The 19,467-nt window shown below is 74.0% G+C and carries 19 protein-coding genes; 12 read left to right on the top strand and 7 right to left on the bottom strand.

Annotated elements, in window-relative coordinates; genetic code table 11:
* Positions 1 to 115 precede the first annotated feature (115 nt).
* Positions 116 to 1,021 carry a Gfo/Idh/MocA family protein gene (locus tag BX283_RS09805; protein WP_101387251.1) on the top strand — a complete coding sequence of 302 codons (906 nt, stop codon included), beginning with the start codon at positions 116 to 118 and terminating at the stop codon, positions 1,019 to 1,021.
* Here the strand turns inward: BX283_RS09805 and lnt are convergent.
* Together lnt and BX283_RS09795 are read right to left on the bottom strand one after the other, a co-directional pair.
* Positions 945 to 2,549, bottom strand: a complete 1,605-nt coding sequence (gene lnt / locus BX283_RS09800; protein WP_101387250.1) for an apolipoprotein N-acyltransferase — start codon at positions 2,547 to 2,549, stop codon at positions 945 to 947. The genes BX283_RS09805 and lnt overlap by 77 nt on opposite strands.
* A gap of 147 nt (positions 2,550 to 2,696) precedes the next feature.
* Positions 2,697 to 3,182: a nuclear transport factor 2 family protein gene (locus BX283_RS09795; protein WP_101387249.1), complete on the bottom strand. Its 486-nt coding sequence runs from the start codon at positions 3,180 to 3,182 to the stop codon at positions 2,697 to 2,699.
* Positions 3,183 to 3,291: 109 nt separating this feature from the next.
* On the opposite strand from BX283_RS09795, the gene BX283_RS09790 reads away from it, so the two are divergent.
* A complete protein-coding gene (locus BX283_RS09790) occupies positions 3,292 to 4,086 on the top strand; it encodes a crotonase/enoyl-CoA hydratase family protein (RefSeq protein ID WP_101387248.1) in 795 nt (264 codons plus the stop codon).
* Between the two features lie 21 nt (positions 4,087 to 4,107).
* On the opposite strand, the gene BX283_RS09785 is transcribed toward BX283_RS09790, so the two are convergent.
* Together BX283_RS09785 and BX283_RS09780 are read right to left on the bottom strand one after the other, a co-directional pair.
* Positions 4,108 to 4,986, bottom strand: coding sequence for an undecaprenyl-diphosphate phosphatase (locus tag BX283_RS09785; RefSeq protein ID WP_101387247.1), 879 nt, complete (start codon positions 4,984 to 4,986; stop codon positions 4,108 to 4,110).
* A gap of 120 nt (positions 4,987 to 5,106) precedes the next feature.
* Positions 5,107 to 5,940 carry a TVP38/TMEM64 family protein gene (locus BX283_RS09780; RefSeq protein WP_101387246.1) on the bottom strand — a complete coding sequence of 278 codons (834 nt, stop codon included), beginning with the start codon at positions 5,938 to 5,940 and terminating at the stop codon, positions 5,107 to 5,109.
* 238 nt (positions 5,941 to 6,178) lie between these two features.
* Here BX283_RS09780 and BX283_RS41525 point away from each other — a divergent pair, with 238 nt between their 5' ends.
* From BX283_RS41525 to BX283_RS09765, 4 genes are all read left to right on the top strand, one after another.
* Positions 6,179 to 6,313: a hypothetical protein gene (locus BX283_RS41525; RefSeq protein ID WP_257582398.1), complete on the top strand. Its 135-nt coding sequence runs from the start codon at positions 6,179 to 6,181 to the stop codon at positions 6,311 to 6,313.
* 108 nt (positions 6,314 to 6,421) lie between these two features.
* Entirely contained in the window at positions 6,422 to 7,603 is a 1,182-nt protein-coding gene (gene tuf / locus BX283_RS09775) for an elongation factor Tu (RefSeq protein WP_101387245.1), read from the top strand.
* Between the two features lie 77 nt (positions 7,604 to 7,680).
* Positions 7,681 to 8,520 carry a patatin-like phospholipase family protein gene (locus BX283_RS09770; RefSeq protein WP_101387244.1) on the top strand — a complete coding sequence of 280 codons (840 nt, stop codon included), beginning with the start codon at positions 7,681 to 7,683 and terminating at the stop codon, positions 8,518 to 8,520.
* 87 nt (positions 8,521 to 8,607) lie between these two features.
* Positions 8,608 to 9,453, top strand: a complete 846-nt coding sequence (locus tag BX283_RS09765; protein ID WP_101387243.1) for a spermidine synthase — start codon at positions 8,608 to 8,610, stop codon at positions 9,451 to 9,453.
* Here the strand turns inward: BX283_RS09765 and BX283_RS09760 are convergent.
* Both BX283_RS09760 and BX283_RS09755 read right to left on the bottom strand, forming a co-directional pair.
* A complete protein-coding gene (locus tag BX283_RS09760) occupies positions 9,415 to 10,734 on the bottom strand; it encodes an MFS transporter (RefSeq protein ID WP_101387242.1) in 1,320 nt (439 codons plus the stop codon). The two genes, BX283_RS09765 and BX283_RS09760, sit on opposite strands and share 39 nt — an antisense overlap.
* A gap of 89 nt (positions 10,735 to 10,823) precedes the next feature.
* Positions 10,824 to 11,888: a hypothetical protein gene (locus BX283_RS09755; RefSeq protein WP_101387241.1), complete on the bottom strand. Its 1,065-nt coding sequence runs from the start codon at positions 11,886 to 11,888 to the stop codon at positions 10,824 to 10,826.
* Positions 11,889 to 11,998: 110 nt separating this feature from the next.
* On the opposite strand from BX283_RS09755, the gene BX283_RS09750 reads away from it, so the two are divergent.
* The 4 genes from BX283_RS09750 (at position 11,999) to BX283_RS09735 (ending at position 17,552) form a co-directional block, all read left to right on the top strand.
* Positions 11,999 to 12,436, top strand: a complete 438-nt coding sequence (locus BX283_RS09750; protein ID WP_101387240.1) for a DUF4442 domain-containing protein — start codon at positions 11,999 to 12,001, stop codon at positions 12,434 to 12,436.
* 234 nt (positions 12,437 to 12,670) lie between these two features.
* On the top strand, positions 12,671 to 15,169 hold the full coding sequence (locus tag BX283_RS09745) for a glycoside hydrolase family 3 C-terminal domain-containing protein (protein WP_101387239.1): 2,499 nt from the start codon (positions 12,671 to 12,673) through the stop codon (positions 15,167 to 15,169).
* Entirely contained in the window at positions 15,166 to 16,824 is a 1,659-nt protein-coding gene (locus BX283_RS09740) for a carboxylesterase/lipase family protein (RefSeq protein ID WP_257582394.1), read from the top strand. Before BX283_RS09745 ends, BX283_RS09740 begins: the two co-directional genes overlap by 4 nt.
* A gap of 77 nt (positions 16,825 to 16,901) precedes the next feature.
* Positions 16,902 to 17,552: a DedA family protein gene (locus BX283_RS09735; protein ID WP_101387238.1), complete on the top strand. Its 651-nt coding sequence runs from the start codon at positions 16,902 to 16,904 to the stop codon at positions 17,550 to 17,552.
* A 1-nt stretch (position 17,553) separates the two neighbouring features.
* On the opposite strand, the gene BX283_RS09730 is transcribed toward BX283_RS09735, so the two are convergent.
* Positions 17,554 to 17,994: an Immediate-early protein 2 gene (locus tag BX283_RS09730; RefSeq protein ID WP_101387237.1), complete on the bottom strand. Its 441-nt coding sequence runs from the start codon at positions 17,992 to 17,994 to the stop codon at positions 17,554 to 17,556.
* A 94-nt stretch (positions 17,995 to 18,088) separates the two neighbouring features.
* Between BX283_RS09730 and BX283_RS09725 the strand changes: the two genes are divergently transcribed.
* Positions 18,089 to 18,619, top strand: coding sequence for a gamma carbonic anhydrase family protein (locus BX283_RS09725; RefSeq protein WP_101387236.1), 531 nt, complete (start codon positions 18,089 to 18,091; stop codon positions 18,617 to 18,619).
* Between the two features lie 78 nt (positions 18,620 to 18,697).
* Complete coding sequence (locus tag BX283_RS09720; protein ID WP_101392248.1) at positions 18,698 to 19,441, top strand: DapH/DapD/GlmU-related protein; 744 nt, start codon at positions 18,698 to 18,700, stop codon at positions 19,439 to 19,441.
* Positions 19,442 to 19,467 lie beyond the last annotated feature (26 nt).

Here is a 19,467-nt window from a genome sequence, read left to right as displayed (position 1 = left end):
CTCACGGATCGCCCCCGCCACCGCCACGGGATATCGGGCGAGGACCGGCCCGATTCCGGCCCACGTATGCTGACCAGGCAAGGAAGCAGAAAGCCGGACGGCGACGGGAGACTTCGTGAAGGTCGGCTGCATCGGACTCGGGGACATCGCGCAGAAGGCCTATCTGCCGGTCCTGACCACCCTGCCGGGGGTGGAGCTGCATCTGCAGACCCGCACCCCCGCCACCCTCGCGCGGGTCGCCGACACCCACCACGTCCCGCTCGCGCAGCGCCACACCGAGCTCGACGCGCTCCTCGCGCAGGGCCTCGACGCGGCCTTCGTGCACGCGCCGACCGCCGTGCACCCGACGATCGTGACCCGGCTGCTCGAAGCGGGCGTGGCGACCTATGTCGACAAGCCGATGGCGTACGAACTCGCCGACTCCCAGCGGCTCGTGGAGCTCGCCGAGGAGCGCGGGGTGAGCCTGGCCGTCGGCTTCAACCGGCGGCTCGCGCCCGGCTACGCGCAGTGCGCCGAGCACCCGCGTGAGCTCATCCTGATGCAGAAGAACCGCGTCGGGCTCCCCGAGGACCCGCGCACCCTGGTCCTGGACGACTTCATCCACGTCGTGGACACCCTGCGCTTCCTGGCGCCGGGGCCGATCGAGCACACGGTCGTACGGGCCCGGGTACGCGAGGGACTGATGGAGCACGTCGTTCTGCAGCTGTCCGGCGACGGCTTCACCGCCATCGGCACCATGAACCGGATGAACGGCTCCACCGAGGAGATCCTGGAGGTCTCCGGCCAGGACACCAAGCGGCAGGTGCTCAACCTGGCCGACGTCGTCGACCACAAGGGCCAGCCGACCGTGCGCCGGCGCGGCGACTGGGTGCCGGTGGCCCGCCAGCGCGGCATCGAGCAGTCCGTGCACTCCTTCCTCGACGCCGTACGGGCCGGGAAGACGCTCAGTGCACGGGACGCTCTCGCGACTCATGAGCTGTGCGAGCGGGTGGTACGGGAGGCTCTGGAGCAGGCCTCCTGAGCGAGCGCCGCCCGGTGAACGCGAAGTACGCGGCGAGGACCAGCAGCGCCGCGTACACCGCCCAGTCGCCGAACCGGACATAGAGCGTGGTGCCGTCGGCGAGCGGCACGTCGTAGACCTCGGCGGTGCTGCGGTGGGTGCCGAGCCAGTGGCCGATCCGCTCGCCGTCCGGGCCGTAGACCGCGCTGATCCCGGTGAGCGTGGCGTGCACGGCCGGGCGGCCCGTCTCGGCGGCGCGCAGCGCGGCGAGCGAGGCGTGCTGCGCGGGCGCCCAGCTGTGCTGGAACGACGACGTCGACGACTGGGCGACGATCAACCGGGCGCCCTCGCGCACCAGATGGCGGCTCATGTCCGGGAACGCCGACTCGAAGCAGATCACCGGGCCGAACCGCAGCCCGTCCGGCAGCGTCATCACCACCGGCGCCGAGCCCCGGCGCCGGTCCTCGCCCGCGGCCTTGCCGACGGAGGTGGCCCAGCCGAGCAGCGAGCGGGCCGGGATGTACTCGCCGAACGGCACCAGCCGCATCTTGTCGTAGCGCGCGCCCGTCGGCCCGTCCGGCCCGACCAGCACCGAACTCTTGAAGATCCCCGGCCGGTCGGCGCGGCGGGCGTCCACGTTCACCAGGATGTCCGCGCCCACCGCCCGCGACAGCGCGGCGATCCTGGCCGCCAGGTCCGGCCGGGCCGTCAGGTCGGAGCCGACGCTGCTCTCGCCCCACACCACTAGGTCCACGTCCCGCCCGGCCAGCGACCGGGTCAGGGCCTCGCTGCGGGCGAAGCGGACGTCGCCGCCCTCGTACATGCCCGTCTGGACGACAGCGACCCGCATCCGGCCCGCCCGTTCGGGACGCGGCGCCCAGGCCCACACGGCCCCGGCGGCGACGGCCCCGGCGAGCACCGCGGCCACCACGGGCGTCCGCGCCGGGCGGGAGACGAGCAGCACCGTCACCGCGACGTTGGCGGCCACCACGAACAGGCTCACCAGCCAGACCCCGCCGACCGAGGCGAGCCGCAGCGCCGGAGCCACCTGCCACTGGCTGGAGCCCAGCACCCCCCACGGGCCGCCCAACCCCTGCCAGGAGCGGACCAGTTCGACCATCAGCCAGCCCGCGGGCAGCACGGCGAGCGCGGCCGTCGCGCGCTGCGGCGAGGGCCTGCCCGCGCCGGGCCCGCCGAGCGTCGAGCGCACCAGGGCGCCCCACGGCGCCCACAGCAGCCCGAGCAGCGCGGCCAGGACGACGATGAAGACGGTCAGGCTCGGCATCAGCCAGTGGTGCACGGCGAGCATGAACCCGGTGCCGCCCAGCCAGCCGTCGAGCGCGGCCCGCCGCCCGTCGCGGGCCGAGCGGATCAGCAGCAGCCACGGCACCAGCGCGACGTACGCGAACCACCACAGGGCGGGCGCTGGGAACGCCAGCGCCGGGAGCGCCCCGGCGAGCAGCGCCGCCGCGCCCCGCCACCACCGCGACACCATGAGACGGTGGCGCAGCCCCGTGAGGGTGTGCCGCAGCCCGACCGGAACCCGCATGCCGCGCCTCCTCGCCCCGCCCGTGAGCAGTGGTTTCCGCCCGAGCGTCTCCCCAGTGTGCGCCCTCAGTCTGCGGCAGCGGAGCGGCGGCGCCCAGATGGCCCGCGCGCCCGGCGAGTCCGCTCCGCCACGCGCCCGTACGCCGGTTCAGTTCGTGCCGAGCGCCCCCGACACATGCCGCCACTTCTCCTGCACGGTCACCTCGCGCAGCCGCCAGCCCGCATCGGTGCGCAGCAGCGAGAACGCGTACCGGCCGCCGGAGACGAAGTTGGGCTCCACCGGCCCGCCGTCGCCGTTGTCCCCCGCGCCGAACCGCATCGGGTTGAGGTAGTCGGCCCGCACCCGGGCCCGGTCGCCGGGATAGCCGCCGAGGTCCTGGAGGGTGAGCAGCCGGTTGACGATCAAGTGCTGGCGGACCGGGAAGAGCCGCATGGTCTCCGCGAGCCAGGCCGCGACCTCGGCCGCGGGCCCCTCCACCCCGCCCGCCGCGCGGTAGTCGGCGCGTCCGTCGGGGGTGAACAGCTCGCCGTACGCGGACCAGTCGGCGTCGTCGACGGCGGCCGCGTACCCGGTGACGATCTCATCGATGGCGAGCCGGTCCATCACGGTCGAGAGTTCCACACGCTGGGTCATCGCCTCAGTCTCCGGCAGCGGACGCGAGGGGCCAAGGGCTCCGACGGCCGACAACGCGGACGGCCCGGCTCTTGTGGGCGCCAGGGGGCGCGTGCTACCGCTGGGCGCCATGACCGCACCGAGCGAATCCGCCCCCGCCCGCGCCACCGTCCGCAGCGAGCGCAGCGGCCCCGTCACGACCGTGGTGCTCTCCCGCCCCCACGCGCGCAACGCCGTGGACGGGCCGACCGCCCGCGCGCTCGCCGACGCCTTCCGCGCCTTCGAGGCCGACGACGAGGCGGCGGTCGCGGTGCTCTGGGGCGAGGGCGGCACCTTCTGCGCGGGCGCAGACCTCAAGGCGATCGGCACCGAGCACGGCAACGCGGTGGCCGAGGACGGCGACGGCCCGATGGGCCCGACCCGGATGCGGCTCACCAAGCCGGTGATCGCGGCGGTCTCCGGCCACGCCGTGGCGGGCGGCCTGGAGCTCGCGCTCTGGTGCGATCTGCGGGTGGCCGAACAGGACGCGGTCTTCGGCGTCTTCTGCCGCCGCTGGGGAGTGCCGCTGATCGACGGCGGTACGGTACGGCTGCCCCGGCTCATCGGCGCGGGCCGGGCGATGGACCTGGTCCTGACCGGCCGCCCGGTGGACGCGCCCGAGGCACTGGCGATCGGCCTGGCCGACCGGGTGGTGCCGAACGGGACGGCCCGGGCGGCGGCGGAGAAACTGGCCTCGGAGATCGCCGCCTTCCCCCAGCTCTGCCTGCGCGAGGACCGCCTCTCCCTCCTCGAACAGGAGGCCCTGCCCGAGCGGGAGGCCCTGCGCAACGAACTCGCGCACGGCGTGCGGTCGCTGGAGCGGGCGGGGGAGGGGGCGGCCCGGTTCGCCGGGGGTGCGGGGCGGCATGGGGTGTTCGGGGAGTGAGGTGCGCCTCCCGGAGCCCTACTAGCCGCCCGTGACCTCGCCCGCGTGCGGGCTCAGCACATCGGCGCCGACCAGGGCGAAGAGCAGGAGGCCGAGCAGGATGCGGTAGACCACGAACGGCATGAAGCTCTTGCTGGAGATGAACTTCATGAACCACGCGATCACGACATAACCGACGCCGAACGCGATCACCGTGGCGAAGAGCGTCTCGGCCATCGGGGCCTGGCCCTCGCCGCCCGCGTCCTTCAGCTCGAAGACGCCGGACGCCAGCACCGCCGGGATGGCGAGCAGGAACGAGTAGCGGGCCGCGGACTCGCGGGTGTAGCCCATCAGCAGGCCGCCGCTGATGGTGGCGCCCGAGCGGGAGACGCCCGGGATCAGGGCCATGGCCTGGCACATGCCGTACACCAGGCCGTCCTTGACGCTCAGGTCCTGGAGCGACTTGCGCTGCCTGGCCGCGCGGTGGCGGCCGCCCGCCTCGTCCCGGGCGGCGCGGCGGTCGGCGATGCCGAGGACGACGCCCATCACGACCAGTGTGGCCGCGATGACCCGCAGATCACGGAAGGTGGTGTCGATCTGGTCCTTGAGGACGATGCCGAGCACGCCGATCGGGATCGAGCCGACGATGACCAGCCAGCCCATCCGGGCGTCCTGGTCGCTCCGCATCTGCCGGTCCGTGAGCGAGCGGAACCACGCCGAGATGATCCGGACGATGTCCTTGCGGAAGTAGATGAGGACGGCCGTCTCGGTGCCGATCTGCGTGATCGCGGTGAACGCCGGCCCCGGGTCCTGCCAGTCGGCGAACGCCGCGGTGAGGCGCAGGTGCGCGCTGGAGGAGATCGGCAGGAACTCCGTCAGCCCCTGGACAAGCCCGAGTATGAACGATTCGAACCAAGACATGGGGCGTGGGCCATCCCGGGTGCTGAAGACGGTTGCGGGCACGACGATCCGACGGCCGGTGTGATGGTGCGATCGACGGCCGGTCGCAGGGCAGCGTACAGGCCGGAGATGAAGCGGGAGCTATGCGGTCCTGTCGGGCGCGGGCGCGGCCGGGGTGCTGGTCGCCCGGGGCGCGGGCGCCCCCGGCCCGGCGGATGCTCCCGGTCCCGCAGGCGCCCCGGAGACGGCGGACGCCCCCGGCTCCTGCGCCCGCCCGCTCAACCGGTGCCGCTTGCGCCACGCCACCGCCGCCGCGCCCAGGCCCGACACCGCGATGAACGCCATCGCGATCAGGAACACCGGCGAGGTCGGGGACGCGGCGCGGCTGCCCGCGACCACGTACGCCGCCGTGTTGGGCACCGAGCCCAGGCCCGTGGCGAGCAGGAACGGCAGCCAGCCCATCCGGGAGACCGCCGCGCAGTAGTTGGCCGCCGCGAACGGGACGCCGGGGAAGAGCCGGATCGCCAGCATCGACCGGAAGCCGTGCCGGCTGAGCTGGCCGTCCGCCGCCTTGAGCCAGCGGCCCCGCAGCAGCGGCCGCAGCGCGTCCTGGCCGAGCACCCGGCCGAGCCCGAAGGAGATCCCGGCGCCCAGCACCGTCCCGGCGAGCGCGGACGGTAGACCCGCCTGCGAGCCGAAGATCGCGCCCGCGGCGAGGTTGAGCAGCGGACGCGGCACGAACGCCGCGGTGCACAGTCCGTACGCCACACCGAACAGCACCACCGCGCCGCCGCCGCTCAACCGCTGCGGCCAGCCGTCGGCGAGCAGCCGCTGCGGTTCGAGCAGCAGCACGGCCGTGGCGGCCCCCGCGAGCACGAGCACCAGGAGGGCCAGCCGCGACCAGGGCGAGAGCAGGGCCCTGGTGCAGCGCACGGCGAGCCCGGCGGACGGTCGGGCGACGAGGTCGTCGAGCATCCGGGGAGAGTAACCGACAGGGGCATGTGATCGCCGTAACGGGCGTCGCCTTACGGCCGTACGCGGGGCGAACAGCACCCGGTGCCGAGGGACCCGCCTCGCGGCGAGGGCGCCGCCCCACTAGGCATCGCACCCGCCACGGGGCCCGCGACCGCGACCGAACAGGCCCAGCCCGCCCCAACTCCCCGCCCCCGAAAACCATTCGACGCCCGCCCGGCGCCGGGGCATGATCGGCAGCATGTTCCGGCACGCCTTCCCCGCAGCGCCGTCCGCAGTCGCGGACGCGCCGAAGGCTGCCCTCGCTGCTGCGGCGGTCGCCGCGGCGGCGGCCCTCATCGCTGCCGCAGCGCCCCTCGACGGCGCCCGAAGCTGACCCTTCCCGGAGAGAACCGGCGGACCCCGCAGGGGGAGGGTCGGCCGGATCCAGGGGTCCCGTCGCGGCTTCCAGCCATTAAGAGCTCAGCATCCGAGGGACACAGCCATGCCCAAGACGGCATACGTACGCACCAAGCCCCACCTCAACATCGGCACGATGGGTCATGTCGACCACGGCAAGACCACGTTGACCGCCGCCATCACCAAGGTCCTCGCCGCGCGCGGCACCGGCACCTTCGTCCCGTTCGACCGGATCGACCGGGCGCCGGAGGAGGCCGCGCGGGGCATCACCATCAACATCGCGCACGTCGAGTACGAGACCGACACCCGCCACTACGCCCACGTCGACATGCCCGGGCACGCCGACTACGTCAAGAACATGGTCACCGGCGCCGCCCAGCTGGACGGGGCGATCCTCGTCGTCTCCGCGCTCGACGGGATCATGCCGCAGACCGCCGAGCACGTCCTGCTCGCCCGCCAGGTCGGCGTCGACCACATCGTGGTCGCGCTCAACAAGGCGGACGCCGTCGCCGACGGCGAGGACGCTGTGCTGGCGGACCTCGTCGAGCTGGAGGTCCGCGACCTGCTCTCGGCGCACGGGTACGGCGGCGACTCGGTGCCGGTCGTCCGGGTCTCCGGCCTGAAGGCCCTGGAGGGCGACCCGCGCTGGACGGCGGCGATCGAGGCGCTGCTCGACGCGGTAGACACCTATGTGCCGATGCCGGTCCGCTACACCGACGCGCCGTTCCTGCTGCCGGTGGAGAACGTGCTGACCATCACCGGCCGCGGCACGGTCGTCACCGGCGCCGTCGAGCGCGGCACCGTCCGCGTCGGCGACCGGGTCGAGGTGCTCGGCGCGGACGTGGAGACGGTCGTCACCGGTCTGGAGACCTTCGGCAAGCCGATGGACTCCGCCGAGGCCGGGGACAACGTGGCGCTGCTGCTGCGCGGGGTGCCCCGCGACGCGGTCCGGCGCGGGGCGGTGGTCGCGGCGCCCGGCAGCGTCACACCGAGCCGCCGCTTCACCGCCCAGGTGTACGTCCTGTCGGCGCGCGAGGGCGGGCGCACTACCCCGGTCGCCACCGGCTACCGGCCGCAGTTCTACATCCGTACCGCGGACGTGGTCGGGGACGTCGACCTCGGCGAGGCGGCGGTGGCGCGCCCCGGCGACACGGTCACCATGACCGTCGAGCTGGGCCGGGACACGCCGCTGGAGCCCGGGCTCGGCTTCGCGATCCGCGAGGGCGGCCGCACGGTCGGCGCCGGGACGGTCACCGGCCTGCTCTGACCGGCGGCCCGGCGGGCCCGTCTCCCGGGGCACCCCCCGACGGAGGCGGGCCCGCCGTCTTCCGTCATGCTTCGGGCATGGGAGACACGGCACTGGTGCTCGGCGCGGGCGGAATCACCGGCGTGGGCTGGGAGATCGGCATGCTGTACGGGCTCGCCGAGGCGGGCGTCGACGTGACCGGCGCCGAGCTGGTGGTCGGCAGCTCGGCGGGCTCGGTGGTCGCCGCGCAGATCACCTCGGGCCGGATCGGGCTGCCGCAGCTGTATGAGCGTCAGCTCGCCCGGCCCGACGGCGAGGTCCCGGCGAACCTGGGCCCGGCCGCGGTGTTCCGGTTCGCCCGCGCGGCGCTGACCTCCCGTACGCCCGAGGAGTACGGCAGGAAACTGGGCCGGGTCGCGCTCGCCGGGGGCACCGGGCAGGAGGCCGCGCGGCGCGAGGTGATCGCCCGACGGCTGGTGTCGCACGAGTGGCCGCAACGGCGGTTGAGGATCACGGCGGTCGCGGCGGACAGCGGTGAACTGCGGATCTTCGATCCGGAGAGCGGCGTGGAGCTGGTGGACGCGGTCGCCGCCAGCTGCGCGGTGCCCGGGGTGTGGCCCGCCGTCACCGTCGAGGGCCGCCGCTGGATCGACGGGGGAGTGCACTCCCCGGCCAACGCCCAGCTCGCCGCCGGATACGACCGGGTGCTGGTCCTCGCGCCGCTGGCGCTCGGTGGCGGCCCGCTGGACTCGCCGCGCACCCAGGTGGCCGCGCTGGCCGCGGCGGGCGCGCGCGTCGAGCTCATCACCCCGGACTCCGCCGCCCGCCGCGCGTTCGGCCGCAACTCGTTGGAGCCGTCCCGCCGCGCCCCGGCCGCCCGAGCGGGCCGCACCCAGGCGGCGGCCCACGCGAAAGCCGTCGCGGAGCTCTGGGCTTAGGAGCACGGGGAACCGCCCGACCAGCCGCAGACGGCCCCGAGCCGACGAACCGCGTTTCGCGCGCGGCGCTTCGCGCACAATGGGACGGTGAACGAGCCGATACCGGTCAGCCGGACAGTGGACTGGGGCACCGCCAAGCTGATGCCCGACGTGGACCGGGAGCGGGCCTGGCTGCTCACCGTGAACGGCGCGCCCCAGTCGTACGTCGACCTCGACGACCCCACGTACATCGAGTTCGAGTACGCCCGCAGGCTCGCCCATGTCGTCGACTGCGCGGGCGAGCCGGGCGCACCGCTCGACGTGCTCCACCTCGGCGGCGGCGCGCTCACCCTGCCGCGCTATCTGGCGGCGACCCGGCCGGGCTCGCGCCAGGACGTGGTGGAGGCCGACCGAGGGCTGCTCGCCCTGGTCACCGAGCATCTGCCGCTGCCCGACGGCAGCGGGATCCGGGTGCACGCGGCCGATGCCCGCGCCTGGGCCGAGGAGGCTCCGGCGGACTCGGCCGATCTGCTGCTCGCGGACGTGTTCGGCGGCTCCCGGGTGCCCGCGCACCTCACCTCCGTCGAGTACGCGCGCACCGCCGAGCGGGTGCTGCGGCCCGGCGGGCTCTATGCGGCCAACCTCGCCGACGGCGCGCCCTTCGACTTCCTCCGCCCCCAGCTGGCCACCTTCCGGGCGGTGTTCGAGCAGGTCGCGCTGATCGCGGAGCCCTCGGTACTGCGCGGGCGGCGGTTCGGCAACGTGGTGCTGCTGGCCTCGCACGGGCCGTTGCCGATCGCCCCCCTCGCCCGGCTGACCGCCGGGGACGCCTTCCCCGCGCGGGTCGAGCACGGCGACGCGGTGCGGCGGTTCACCGGCGGCGCGCGGCCGGTACCGGACAGCGAGGCGCAGCCGTCACCCGAGCCCCCCGAGGGGGCGTTCGGCATCGGCTGAGACGGGCGGAACCACCGCGTCCGCATTCGCCGTGGCCCCGGTCACCGGCGCGGTGCGGCGGGTCAGGTTCCGTACGTCAGGGACGGTCAGCACCGCCGCCGTCAGGACCACGATCACCACCGCGCAGCCCCACAGCGCGGAGGTCCGGCCGAAGGCGCTCTCGGCGGGACCCGCCAGGGCGGTGGCCAGCGGGACCACGGCGAGCGAGCCCAGCCAGTCGTAGGCGGAGACCCGGGACAGCTTCTCCTCGGGTATCTCCTGGTGCATCGCGGTCATCCAGGAGACGCCGAACACCTCGATCGACACACCGGTCAGGAACATCACCGCGACCAGCACCCCGATCGGCACCGTCACGGCGAGCGCGGCGGACGGCAGTGCCAGCGGGAAGACGCAGAGCGAGCCGACGAACAGCAGCCGGCGCGGCTTCCAGCGCATCATCACCACGGCGCCGCCGACCGTGCCCGCCCCGAACGCGGCGAGCGCCAGACCCCACGGCCCCGGGCCGCCCAGGTGGTCCCGGGCGACCAGCGGCCCGTACACCGCGTCGGCGGCCACCACGACGGCGTTGACGATCGAGAACTGCGCCACGATCGCCCAGAGCCAGGGGCGGCCGATGAACTCCCGCCAGCCGTCGCGCAGATCGGCCACCATGCCGCCGCCGGGCTCGCGCGGCGGGATGTGGCGTACGTCGATGAAGGCGCGCAGCCCGCCCGCGACGGCGAAGGCGGCCGCGTCGACGGCGAGCACCCAGCCGGGTCCGACGGCGGCGATCAGCGCCCCACCGAGGGCGGCGCCGCCGATGCCCGCGCCCTGCATCGCCATCCGGTACAGCGCGAAGGCGCGCCCGGCCTCCTCGCCCTCCACGCTGGACATCAGCATGCCCTCGGACGCGGGGCCGAAGAACGCCTGGCCCACACCGCCGAGGGCGCTGAGCGCCAGCATCTGCCACAGCTGCGGCGTGCCGGTGAGCACGAGCAGTGCGAAGGCGCCCTGGGAAAGGAAGTTGAGGCTGTTGGCGGCGACCATCACCCGGTGCCGGGGTATGCGGTCCGCGAGCGCGCCGCCGACGAGCAGGAAGAGGACGAGCGGCACGGTACGGGCCGCCGCCACCAGGCCCACATCACCGCCGTCGCCGCCCGCCTGGAGCACCGCGAACGCCGAGGCGATCAGGGCGCCCTGACTGCCCAGATTGGTCACGATCGCGGCGGCGGTGAGCAGCGAGTAGTTGCGGCCCGCCCACTTGGGGCGGCGGACACGGGAGACGGCGGCGGCAGATGTCACCTGTGGACTATCGCCGCCGCCGCCTCGATGTGCCAAACCGATTGCCGTCGCGTACGCGGTGCCGGGGGTGTCACCGCGTACGGCGGAGGTCAGCCGGTGGGCTGACCGGCCAGGCGGACCGTGCTGAGGATCTTCTGGATGGTCTCCTCGGAGACCGCGCCGTTGACGCCGGTGACCGAGTAGAGGCTCCAGGCCACGAAGTCGCCCTTGGCGTTCTTGAAGCCGAAGGTGATCGCCTGGCCGTCCGTGTCGCACTTGCTGGTCTTCTTGACCCCGGTCGCCGAGGCACGGGCGACGCTGCCCGTGATGCCCGACTTGGTGGTGTACGGAACGGGCTTGACGATCTTGATGATGTTCTTGTCCGGCTGGGTGTACGCGCCGTACACCCACCACGGCACCTGGTTCTCGGCCACCTCGTCGGTGTTCTTGGCGCCGTCGGCGCCCTTGGTGCCGGTGCCCGCGAGCTCGGTGTCCTCGGTGTTGCCGTCGTGGTTGGAGTCCTCGGTGCACCACTTGGGCTTGTAGTACGCGGGTGCCGACTGCATGATGATCGGCTTCCCGGTGGGGTTGGCGTGGTCCTCGAAGCCGCCCGCCCAGGTCGGGCCCTTGAACTCCCAGTCCGACGGGACGTCGAAGGCCGTGCCCCACTTCGGGTTGGTGATGACCTTCCATCCCTCGATGGTCGGCTTCTCCTGCTCGGTGGAGCCGCCGCGCGGGTTGGCGGCGGGCGAGGAGGCCTGCGGCGGAGCCGAGGCGCTCTGCGACGGCTTGTTGTCGTCGGCCTTGGTGTCCTTCTTGCCGTCGTCCTTCATGACCACGACGCCGGTGACGACCGCCGCGACCACGACCGCGGTCGCCGCGACGATGGCGATCAGGGTCGTCTTCTTCTTGCCCCCGTCGCCGTCCTGCGGCGGCATCGGCGGTCCGGGCGGCGCCCCCACCGGGTACTGCGGCACGGTCGGCTGCTGGTACGGGTTGGGCTGCTGCTGCGGATAGCCGTATCCCGGCTGCTGGTAGCCGCCGGGCGCCGGCTGCGCCGGCTGCGTCGGCTGCTGGTACGGGTTCGGTGCCTGGTACCCCGGCTGCTGGTACGGGTTCTGGTTAGGGTCCTGCGGATTCTGCTCGCCCCCGGGCGGCTGCTGTCCTTGCCACATGGCGAGTAACCATAGAGGGGACAGGTCACAGCTCCAACGTCCGCCCCTGTGAGGGGATGGTCAAGGTCTACTACTCACGGGTAACATCCGATGCTATGAGCGCTGATCAGATGTCCGTAGGCGAGATGCTCGCCGCGACCGTTCCCATGGCCAGGACCCTCAAGCTGGAGTTCCTGGAGACCACCCCCGAGCGGGCCGTGGTCCGGTTGCCCGACCAGGCCGACTACCACAACCACGTGGGCGGACCGCACGCCGGCGCGATGTTCACGCTCGCCGAGTCCGCCAGTGGTGCCATCGTGATCGCCGCCTTCGGCGACCAGATGAACCGGGCCGTGCCGCTCGCCGTCAAGGCGGAGATCGGCTACAAGAAGCTCGCCATGGGCGTGGTCACCGCCACCGCCACGCTGGGCCGCCCGATCGCGGACGTCGTCGCGGAGCTGGACGCGGGGGAGCGCCCCGAGTTCCCGGTCGCCATCGCGATCACCCGCGAGGACGGCGCCGTCACCGGCGAGATGACCGTCGTCTGGACCCTGCGGCCGCACAGCTGATCCACGCGGTTCCCGAACGGATCCGGCCCCGAGCGCTCATGTGCTCGGGGCCGGATCCGTTTCTTGTTCAACTTATTGACTCCTTTCCGGGCCGGTCCTAGCTTTCTCGGACAACACGTGGCGCCTGACGAACCGTCACCGGGGTTCTGGCTCATGGTGTGTTCAGAAGCCGAAGCACGTCCTGTCGTTTGCACGTGTCACCTCGCCGTGCCCGCACACAAAGGAGTGACGGTCATGTCCGACACCGTTTCCCGCAGGTCCGCCCTGTGGCTGCTCGGCGGCGCCGTCACGGTCGCCGCGGCAGCGACCGGCTGGAGCGCCCGGCCCGCCGGGGCCGCCGGAACCCGTGCCCCCGCGACCGGGTCCGCCGCGGCCCCCGCCGCGAGCCCCCGGGTCGAGTCGCTGATCCGCCGCCTCACCCTCGACGAGAAGCTGACCTTCCTGCACGGCGCCGACGACCCCCACAGCCTCGGCCAGGCCGGATACGTGCCCGGCGTGCCCCGCCTCGGCATCCCGCCCCTGCGGCTGGCGGACGGTCCCGCCGGGGTCCGCGTCACGAAGCACGCGACCGCCTTGCCCGCTCCCGTGCTGCTCGCCTCCGCCTTCGACCCGGCGCTCGCCCGGGAGTACGGGGAGGTCATCGGCCGCGAGGGCCGCGCGCTCGGCCAGGACGTGCTGCTCTCGCCCATGGTCAACCTGATCCGCACCCCGTACGCGGGCCGCAACTTCGAGACCTTCTCCGAGGACCCGCTGCTCTCGGCCGATCTCGTGGCCGAGGAGGTGAGCGGCATCCAGGCGCAGGGCCTGATCGCCACGGTCAAGCACTTCGCCCTGAACAACCAGGAGAAGGAGCGCATGTCCATCGACGTACGGGCCGACGAGCGGACCCTGCACGAGGCGGAGCTGCGCGGCTTCGAGGCGGCGGTCGCCGCCCGCGCCGGGGCCGTCATGGGCGCGTACAACAAGGTGAACGGGACCTACGCCTGCGAGAACGCGGACCTGCTCACCGGGGTGCTGCGGGAGGCCTGGGGCTTCGACGGGTGGGTGATGACCGACTGGTTCGCCGCCCACTCCACCGTCGCCTCGATCAAGGCCGGGCTCGACATGGAGATGCCCGACGGCACCTATTTCGGCGCCGCTCTGAAGGCGGCGGTCAGGGACGGCAGCGTCCCGCGGGCGCTCGTGGACCGATCGGTGCGCCGCGTCCTGACCGTCATGGAGCGCTTCGGGCTGCTCGACGGCAGCGCTCCGGCCCGCCCCGACCGCGACCCGGCCGCCGGTGCCCGCACCGCCCTCAAAGTGGCCAAGGCCGGCGCCACGCTGCTGCGCAACGAGCGCCGCGCGCTGCCGCTCACCGGCGCCGCCGCCCGCTCGATCGCCGTGATCGGCCCGACCGGCTCGCTCCCCTTCGTCAGCGGCGGCGGCAGCGCCCATGTGGTGCCGGACCGGGCCGCCAGCCCCCTGGACGCCATCAGGGAGCGGGCGGGCAAGGGCGCGCGGGTGCGCCACGCCCTGGGCGAGGACCTGTTCGGCCGGGCCCTGCCCGCCGGAGCCGTCTCGCCCGGCGCCGACTTCGAGGGACAGCACGTCGCCGCGGGCGCGACCTGGACCTACGACGGCACCCTCACCGCCGCCGAGGCCGACGAGTGGACGCTGGTCATCCACTACTCCGGGCGCGAGCGGCCCGTCGTGCTGCTCGACGGCACCGAGCTCTTCCCGCTCGCCCCGGGCTACGGCGAGTACTTCGCGGGCGGCCTGGTCAGCGCCGCCCCCGACGGGCTCGCCGTGCGCCGGGCCACCGTGCGCCTGGCGGCCGGTCCGCACACGCTGAAGATCACCGCGAAGGGCGGCGCCGACGGGCAGGTGTTCCGGCTGCGCCGGATCACCGGGGCGACCCGGGCCGCCGACGTGGCCGAGGCGGTACGCGTGGCGCGCGGGGCCGAGAGCGTCGTCCTCTTCGCGTACGAGGACGCCACCGAGGGCGCCGACCGCACCACCCTCGCGCTCCCGGGCCACCAGAACGCGCTGATCGACGCCGTCACCGCCGCCAACTCCCGTACCACCGTGGTCCTCAACACCTCCTCCAGCACCACCATGCCCTGGCTGGAGCGGACCGCCGCGGTGCTCCAGATGTACTACCCCGGCCAGGAGGGCGCGGCGGCCACGGCCGCGGTGCTCTTCGGCGACTGCGACCCGGGCGGGCGGCTCACCCAGTCCTTCCCGGTCTCCGACGAGCGCCACCCGGTGGCGGGCGACCCGCGCCGCTACCCGGGCGTCGACGGCGTCGAGGAGTACAGCGAGGGCATCCACCTCGGCTACCGCTGGTACGACCGGGCGGGCGTCGCACCGCTCTTCCCCTTCGGCCACGGCCTGTCGTACACATCCTTCGGCTACGACGACCTGTCCGTGCGCGCCGAGCACGGCGGGCTCTCGGTGTCCTTCACCGTCCGCAACACCGGCCGCCGCACCGGCACCACGGTCGCGCAGGTCTACGTCGGCCGCTCGCCGCACCTCCGCCTCGACCAGCCCGAGCGCGCGCTCGCGGGCTACCGGCGCCTGGAGCTGCCCCCGGGCGGCGCCCGCCGGGTCACCGTCACGCTGCCCGCCCGCGCGCTCTCGTCCTGGGACCCGGCCCGGCACGGCTGGGTCCTGGGCACCGGCCGCCGCCGCGTGGAGGTGGGCGCCTCCGCGCGCGACATCCGGCTCACCGGCCACGGGGAGGTCCGGCGGTGAGCGGCGGCGCGATATGGGCCCGGCTCGCGCCCCGGATCCGCACGGCCCGGATCCGCACGGCCCGGCTCGCGCCCCGGATCCGCACGGCCCTGCTGCTCACGGCCGCCTGCGCGGCCGCCCTGCTCACCCCCGTCCCGGCCGGGGCGCTCACCCCCGATGCCACCCTTGTACGTACGCACTCCGGTCTGCTCACAGGGGAAACGACCGACGAGGGGCGGCAGTTCCTGGGAATTCCCTACGCCGAGCAGCCGGTCGGCGCGCTGCGCTGGACGGCGCCGCGCCCGGCCGCGCCCTGGCGGGGCGTACGGGACGCGACCCGGTTCGCCGACCGCTGTGTCCAGGGCGCCAGTTGGGACCCCGGATACGAGCGGGCCACCCACACCGAGGACTGCCTCGCCCTCAATGTGTACGTGCCCGGGCACCGGCGAGGCGCGCTGCCCGTCCTCGTCTGGCTGCACGGGGGCGGACTCACCGGGGGCGCGGGCTCCGACGTCGTCCCGGACGCCTTCGCCCGGAGCACCGGCTCCGTCGTCGTCACCGTCAACTACCGCCTAGGCGCCCTCGGCTTCCTGGCCCTGCCCGGTCTGGACGCGGAGGCCTGGGACGGGGTCTCCGGCAACTACGGCATGCTCGACCAGCAGGCCGCGCTGCGCTGGGTGCGCTCCGAGATCGGCGCCTTCGGCGGCGACCCCGGCCGGGTCACCGTGGCCGGGGAGTCGGCGGGCGGCCGCTCGGTCTGCACCCAGCTCGCCTCGCCCACCGCGCGCGGCCTGTTCCGCGCGGCCGTGATCCAGAGCGGCGCGTACGGCGACTGCGCGGCCAGGACCCGCGCGAAGGCCGCGGCCGACGGCGCCGCCTTCGCCCGCCGGGCCGGGTGCGCCGAGCAGACCACCGCCCTCGCGTGTCTGCGCCGCAAGTCGGCGGCCGAGCTGCTCGCCGCGCAGTCCGGCCTCGACTGGGGGCCGGTCACCGGCGGCGCCTTCCTGCCCGAGCAGCCCGCCACCGCGTTCGCGACCGGCCGCGTAGCCCGGGTGCCCCTGCTCAACGGGGCCAACGAGGACGAGGGGCGGCTCTTCGCCTTCTCCCGCTATCCGCTCGCGGCGGCCGACTACCCCGAGGCGGTCGCCGAGCACTTCGGCGCCGCCCGCGCCCCCGAGGTCCTCGCGCACTACCCGCTGAGCGCCTTCCCCTCGGCCACGCTCGCCTACGCCACCGCCATCGGGGACCACCTGATGGCCTGCCCCGCGCTGCGGCTCGACCGGGCGGCGGCGGCCCGGGTTCCGGTCTACGCGTACGAGTTCGCCGACCGCACCTCGCCCCCGTTCGCCTCGCTGCGCGCCCTGCACACCGACTTCGGCTTCGGGGCGACGCATGTGAACGAGGTCCAGTACCTCTTCCGGCACTTCGGGCTCGACGCGCCCTTCGACGCCGCCCAGCGGGCGCTGGCCCGGCAGATGACCGCGTACTGGGGCTCCTTCCTGCACGGCGGACCGCCCCGGGCGGCCGGGCAGCCGGCGATGCCCGACGGGTCCGGCGACGGGGCCCCGGGCCGGGTGCTGCGGCTGCGCACGGCGTCGGCGGGCGGCAACGCCGTGGTCACCACGGTCGCCCGCGCGCACAGGTGCGCGTTCTGGGACGCCGCCGACTCGGCGTGAGCGGGTAGGCTTCCCGGCGTGCGCCAAGGGGGGCGCACGCCGGGCGTCGGCCCGTCGCTATCGGGAGGAAACGGGCGTTGCACATCCAGGAGTGGCTGGAGAACATCCCCGCCGTCAGTGTCTACCTCCTGGTGGGGCTGGTCATCGGCTTGGAGAGCCTCGGCATTCCGCTGCCGGGCGAGATCGTCCTCGTCAGCTCGGCGCTGCTGGCGTCCCAGCAGGGCCACATCAACCCGGTGATCCTCGGCGCCGCCGCCGTGGTGGGCGCGGTCGTCGGTGACTCGATCGGCTACGCGATCGGCCGCAAGGGCGGCAGGGGGCTGCTGGCCTGGCTCGGCGCCAAGTTCCCCAAGCACTTCAGCGCGGGCCATGTCGCCATGGCCGAGAAGTCCTTCCAGAAGTGGGGCATGTGGGCGGTCTTCTTCGGCCGTTTCATCGCGCTGCTGCGCATCTTCGCGGGCCCGCTGGCGGGCGTGCTGCACATGCCGTACTGGAAGTTCCTCATCGCCAACGTGCTCGGCGGCATCTGCTGGGCGGGCGGCACGACGGCCGCGATCTACTACATCGGCGTGGTCGCCGAGTCGTGGCTGAAGAACTTCTCGTACGTGGGTCTGGGCCTCGCGGCCGTCCTCGGCGTGGTCTCGATGCTGGTGGTCAAGAACCGCGCGAAGAAGGCGTCGGCCGAGATCGAGTCGGCCCCGGCCGAGAACGTGCCCGCCGTCGACTGACTCAGCCGCCGAGCAGGACCGTGAGCGCGCGGCCGAACACATACCGGCCCACACGCGACACCACCGGGTCCAGGGCGCGCGGCAGCCCCCGCACCCGCAGGTCCTCCCGCCACACGAGCAGCGCCCCGGCCCCCTCGGGACCGGGGCGCACCTCGATCTCGGCCCACCCGGTGACCAGCCGCCCGCGCTTCTCCATCCGGCAGCGCCCCGGCCGCCCCCGCTCGGGCGGCTCCCACTCCATGACCTCCATCGGGTCCTCGAACGCGAGGCGCCCGATGCCCGTACGGGCCACGAAGACCGTGCCGACGGCGGTGGGCGGGGCAGTGGTGACGGCGATCCGCGTCAGCGGGACGCTTCCCGAGTGGCGGCTCCAGTCGGTGAGCCGCCGCCAGACCTCGTCGGGGCCCGCCTGCGTACGCCGGTCGATCCGGAAGAGTGCCATCCGGTGATCGTACGGGCCACCCGGGCGCACACCCCGGTGAACCGTCGCCTACCGTGCCCCTGGGCGCGATGAGATCCGTACGAAGGAGTGGCGCATGGCAGAGCAGGCGTTGGTCGTGGCGGTGGGCGGGAAGAAGCCGCAGGTCGATCCGGCGGCGTTCACCGCGCCGACGTCCGTGGTGCTCGGCGAGGTGACCCTGGCCGCCGGGGCGAGCGTCTGGTACCACACGGTGCTGCGGGCCGACTGCGGCCCGATCGTGCTCGGCGCCGACAGCAACATCCAGGACAACTGCACGGTCCATGTCGACCCCGGCTTCCCGGTGACGGTCGGCGAGCGCGTCTCGGTCGGGCACAACGCCGTGCTGCACGGCTGCACGGTCGAGGACGACGTGCTCATCGGCATGGGGGCGACCGTCCTCAACGGGGCCGTGATCGGCGCCGGTTCGCTGGTCGCCGCGCAGGCGCTGGTGCCGCAGGGGATGGTCGTACCGCCCGGCTCGCTCGTCGCGGGTGTGCCCGCCAAGGTCAGGCGCGAGCTCAGCGACGAGGAGCGCGAGGGCATCAAGGTCAACGCGCTGATGTACCTGGGCCTGGCGAAGGACCATCGAGAGGCGCACCGGGGCTGACCTGCCGGGTCCGGGCTGAGCGGAAGATCACAGGTCCCGGCGCTGACCGGCGCAGTCGGCGGTGAGTACCGTGTGCGGGTGCCGAAGAACAGAAACACGTTCTCATCGCTGACCGCCTGGCGGCGCCGGCTGGCCGCGGGCGCGGTCCAGCGCGGCTGGCAGTGGGTGCAGCAGGCGGGGGCGATCACCGCCGAGCACCCCGGGCGGCTGCGGTTCCGCCGGATCGGCTCCGGCACCCGGCTCGCGTTCCCGCAGGGCACGGTCTTCGGCGAGGCCTGGATCGAGCTGGGCGACCACTGCATCATCGGCGAGCAGGTCACCCTGACGGCCGGGATGATGCCGGGCCTCGACCTCGGCGCCGAGCCGATCCTCACCCTCGGGGACGGCGTGGTGCTCGGCCGGGGCAGCCACGTCATCGCGGACACGACGGTGACCATCGGCTCGAACACGTACTGCGGCCCGTACGTCTACATCACCTCCACCAACCACAGCTACGACGACCCCCACCAGCCGGTCGGCAAGCAGTGGCCCCGGATGGAGCCGGTGGAGATCGGGCCGGGCTGCTGGCTCGGCACCGGCGCGGTCGTCCTGCCCGGCGCCCGGCTCGGCCGCAACGTGGTGGTCGCGGCGGGCGCGGTGGTCCGGGGCGAGGTGCCCGACCACGCGGTGGTGGCCGGGGCGCCCGCGAGGGTCGTACGGACCTGGGACCGCGAGAACGGCTGGCAGCCGCCCCTGCGCACACCGGCCCCGGTGCCGATCCCCGAGGGCGTGACGCCGGAACAGCTGCTGGCGGTGGCGGAGTTGGCGGCGGACGAGGTGTGAGCGCGCCTTGAGGGGTGCGGGGCTGT

Source organism: Streptomyces sp. TLI_146, assembly GCF_002846415.1.
GTDB lineage: Bacteria > Actinomycetota > Actinomycetes > Streptomycetales > Streptomycetaceae > Streptomyces.
This window is presented reverse-complemented; position numbering and strand designations above follow the sequence as displayed.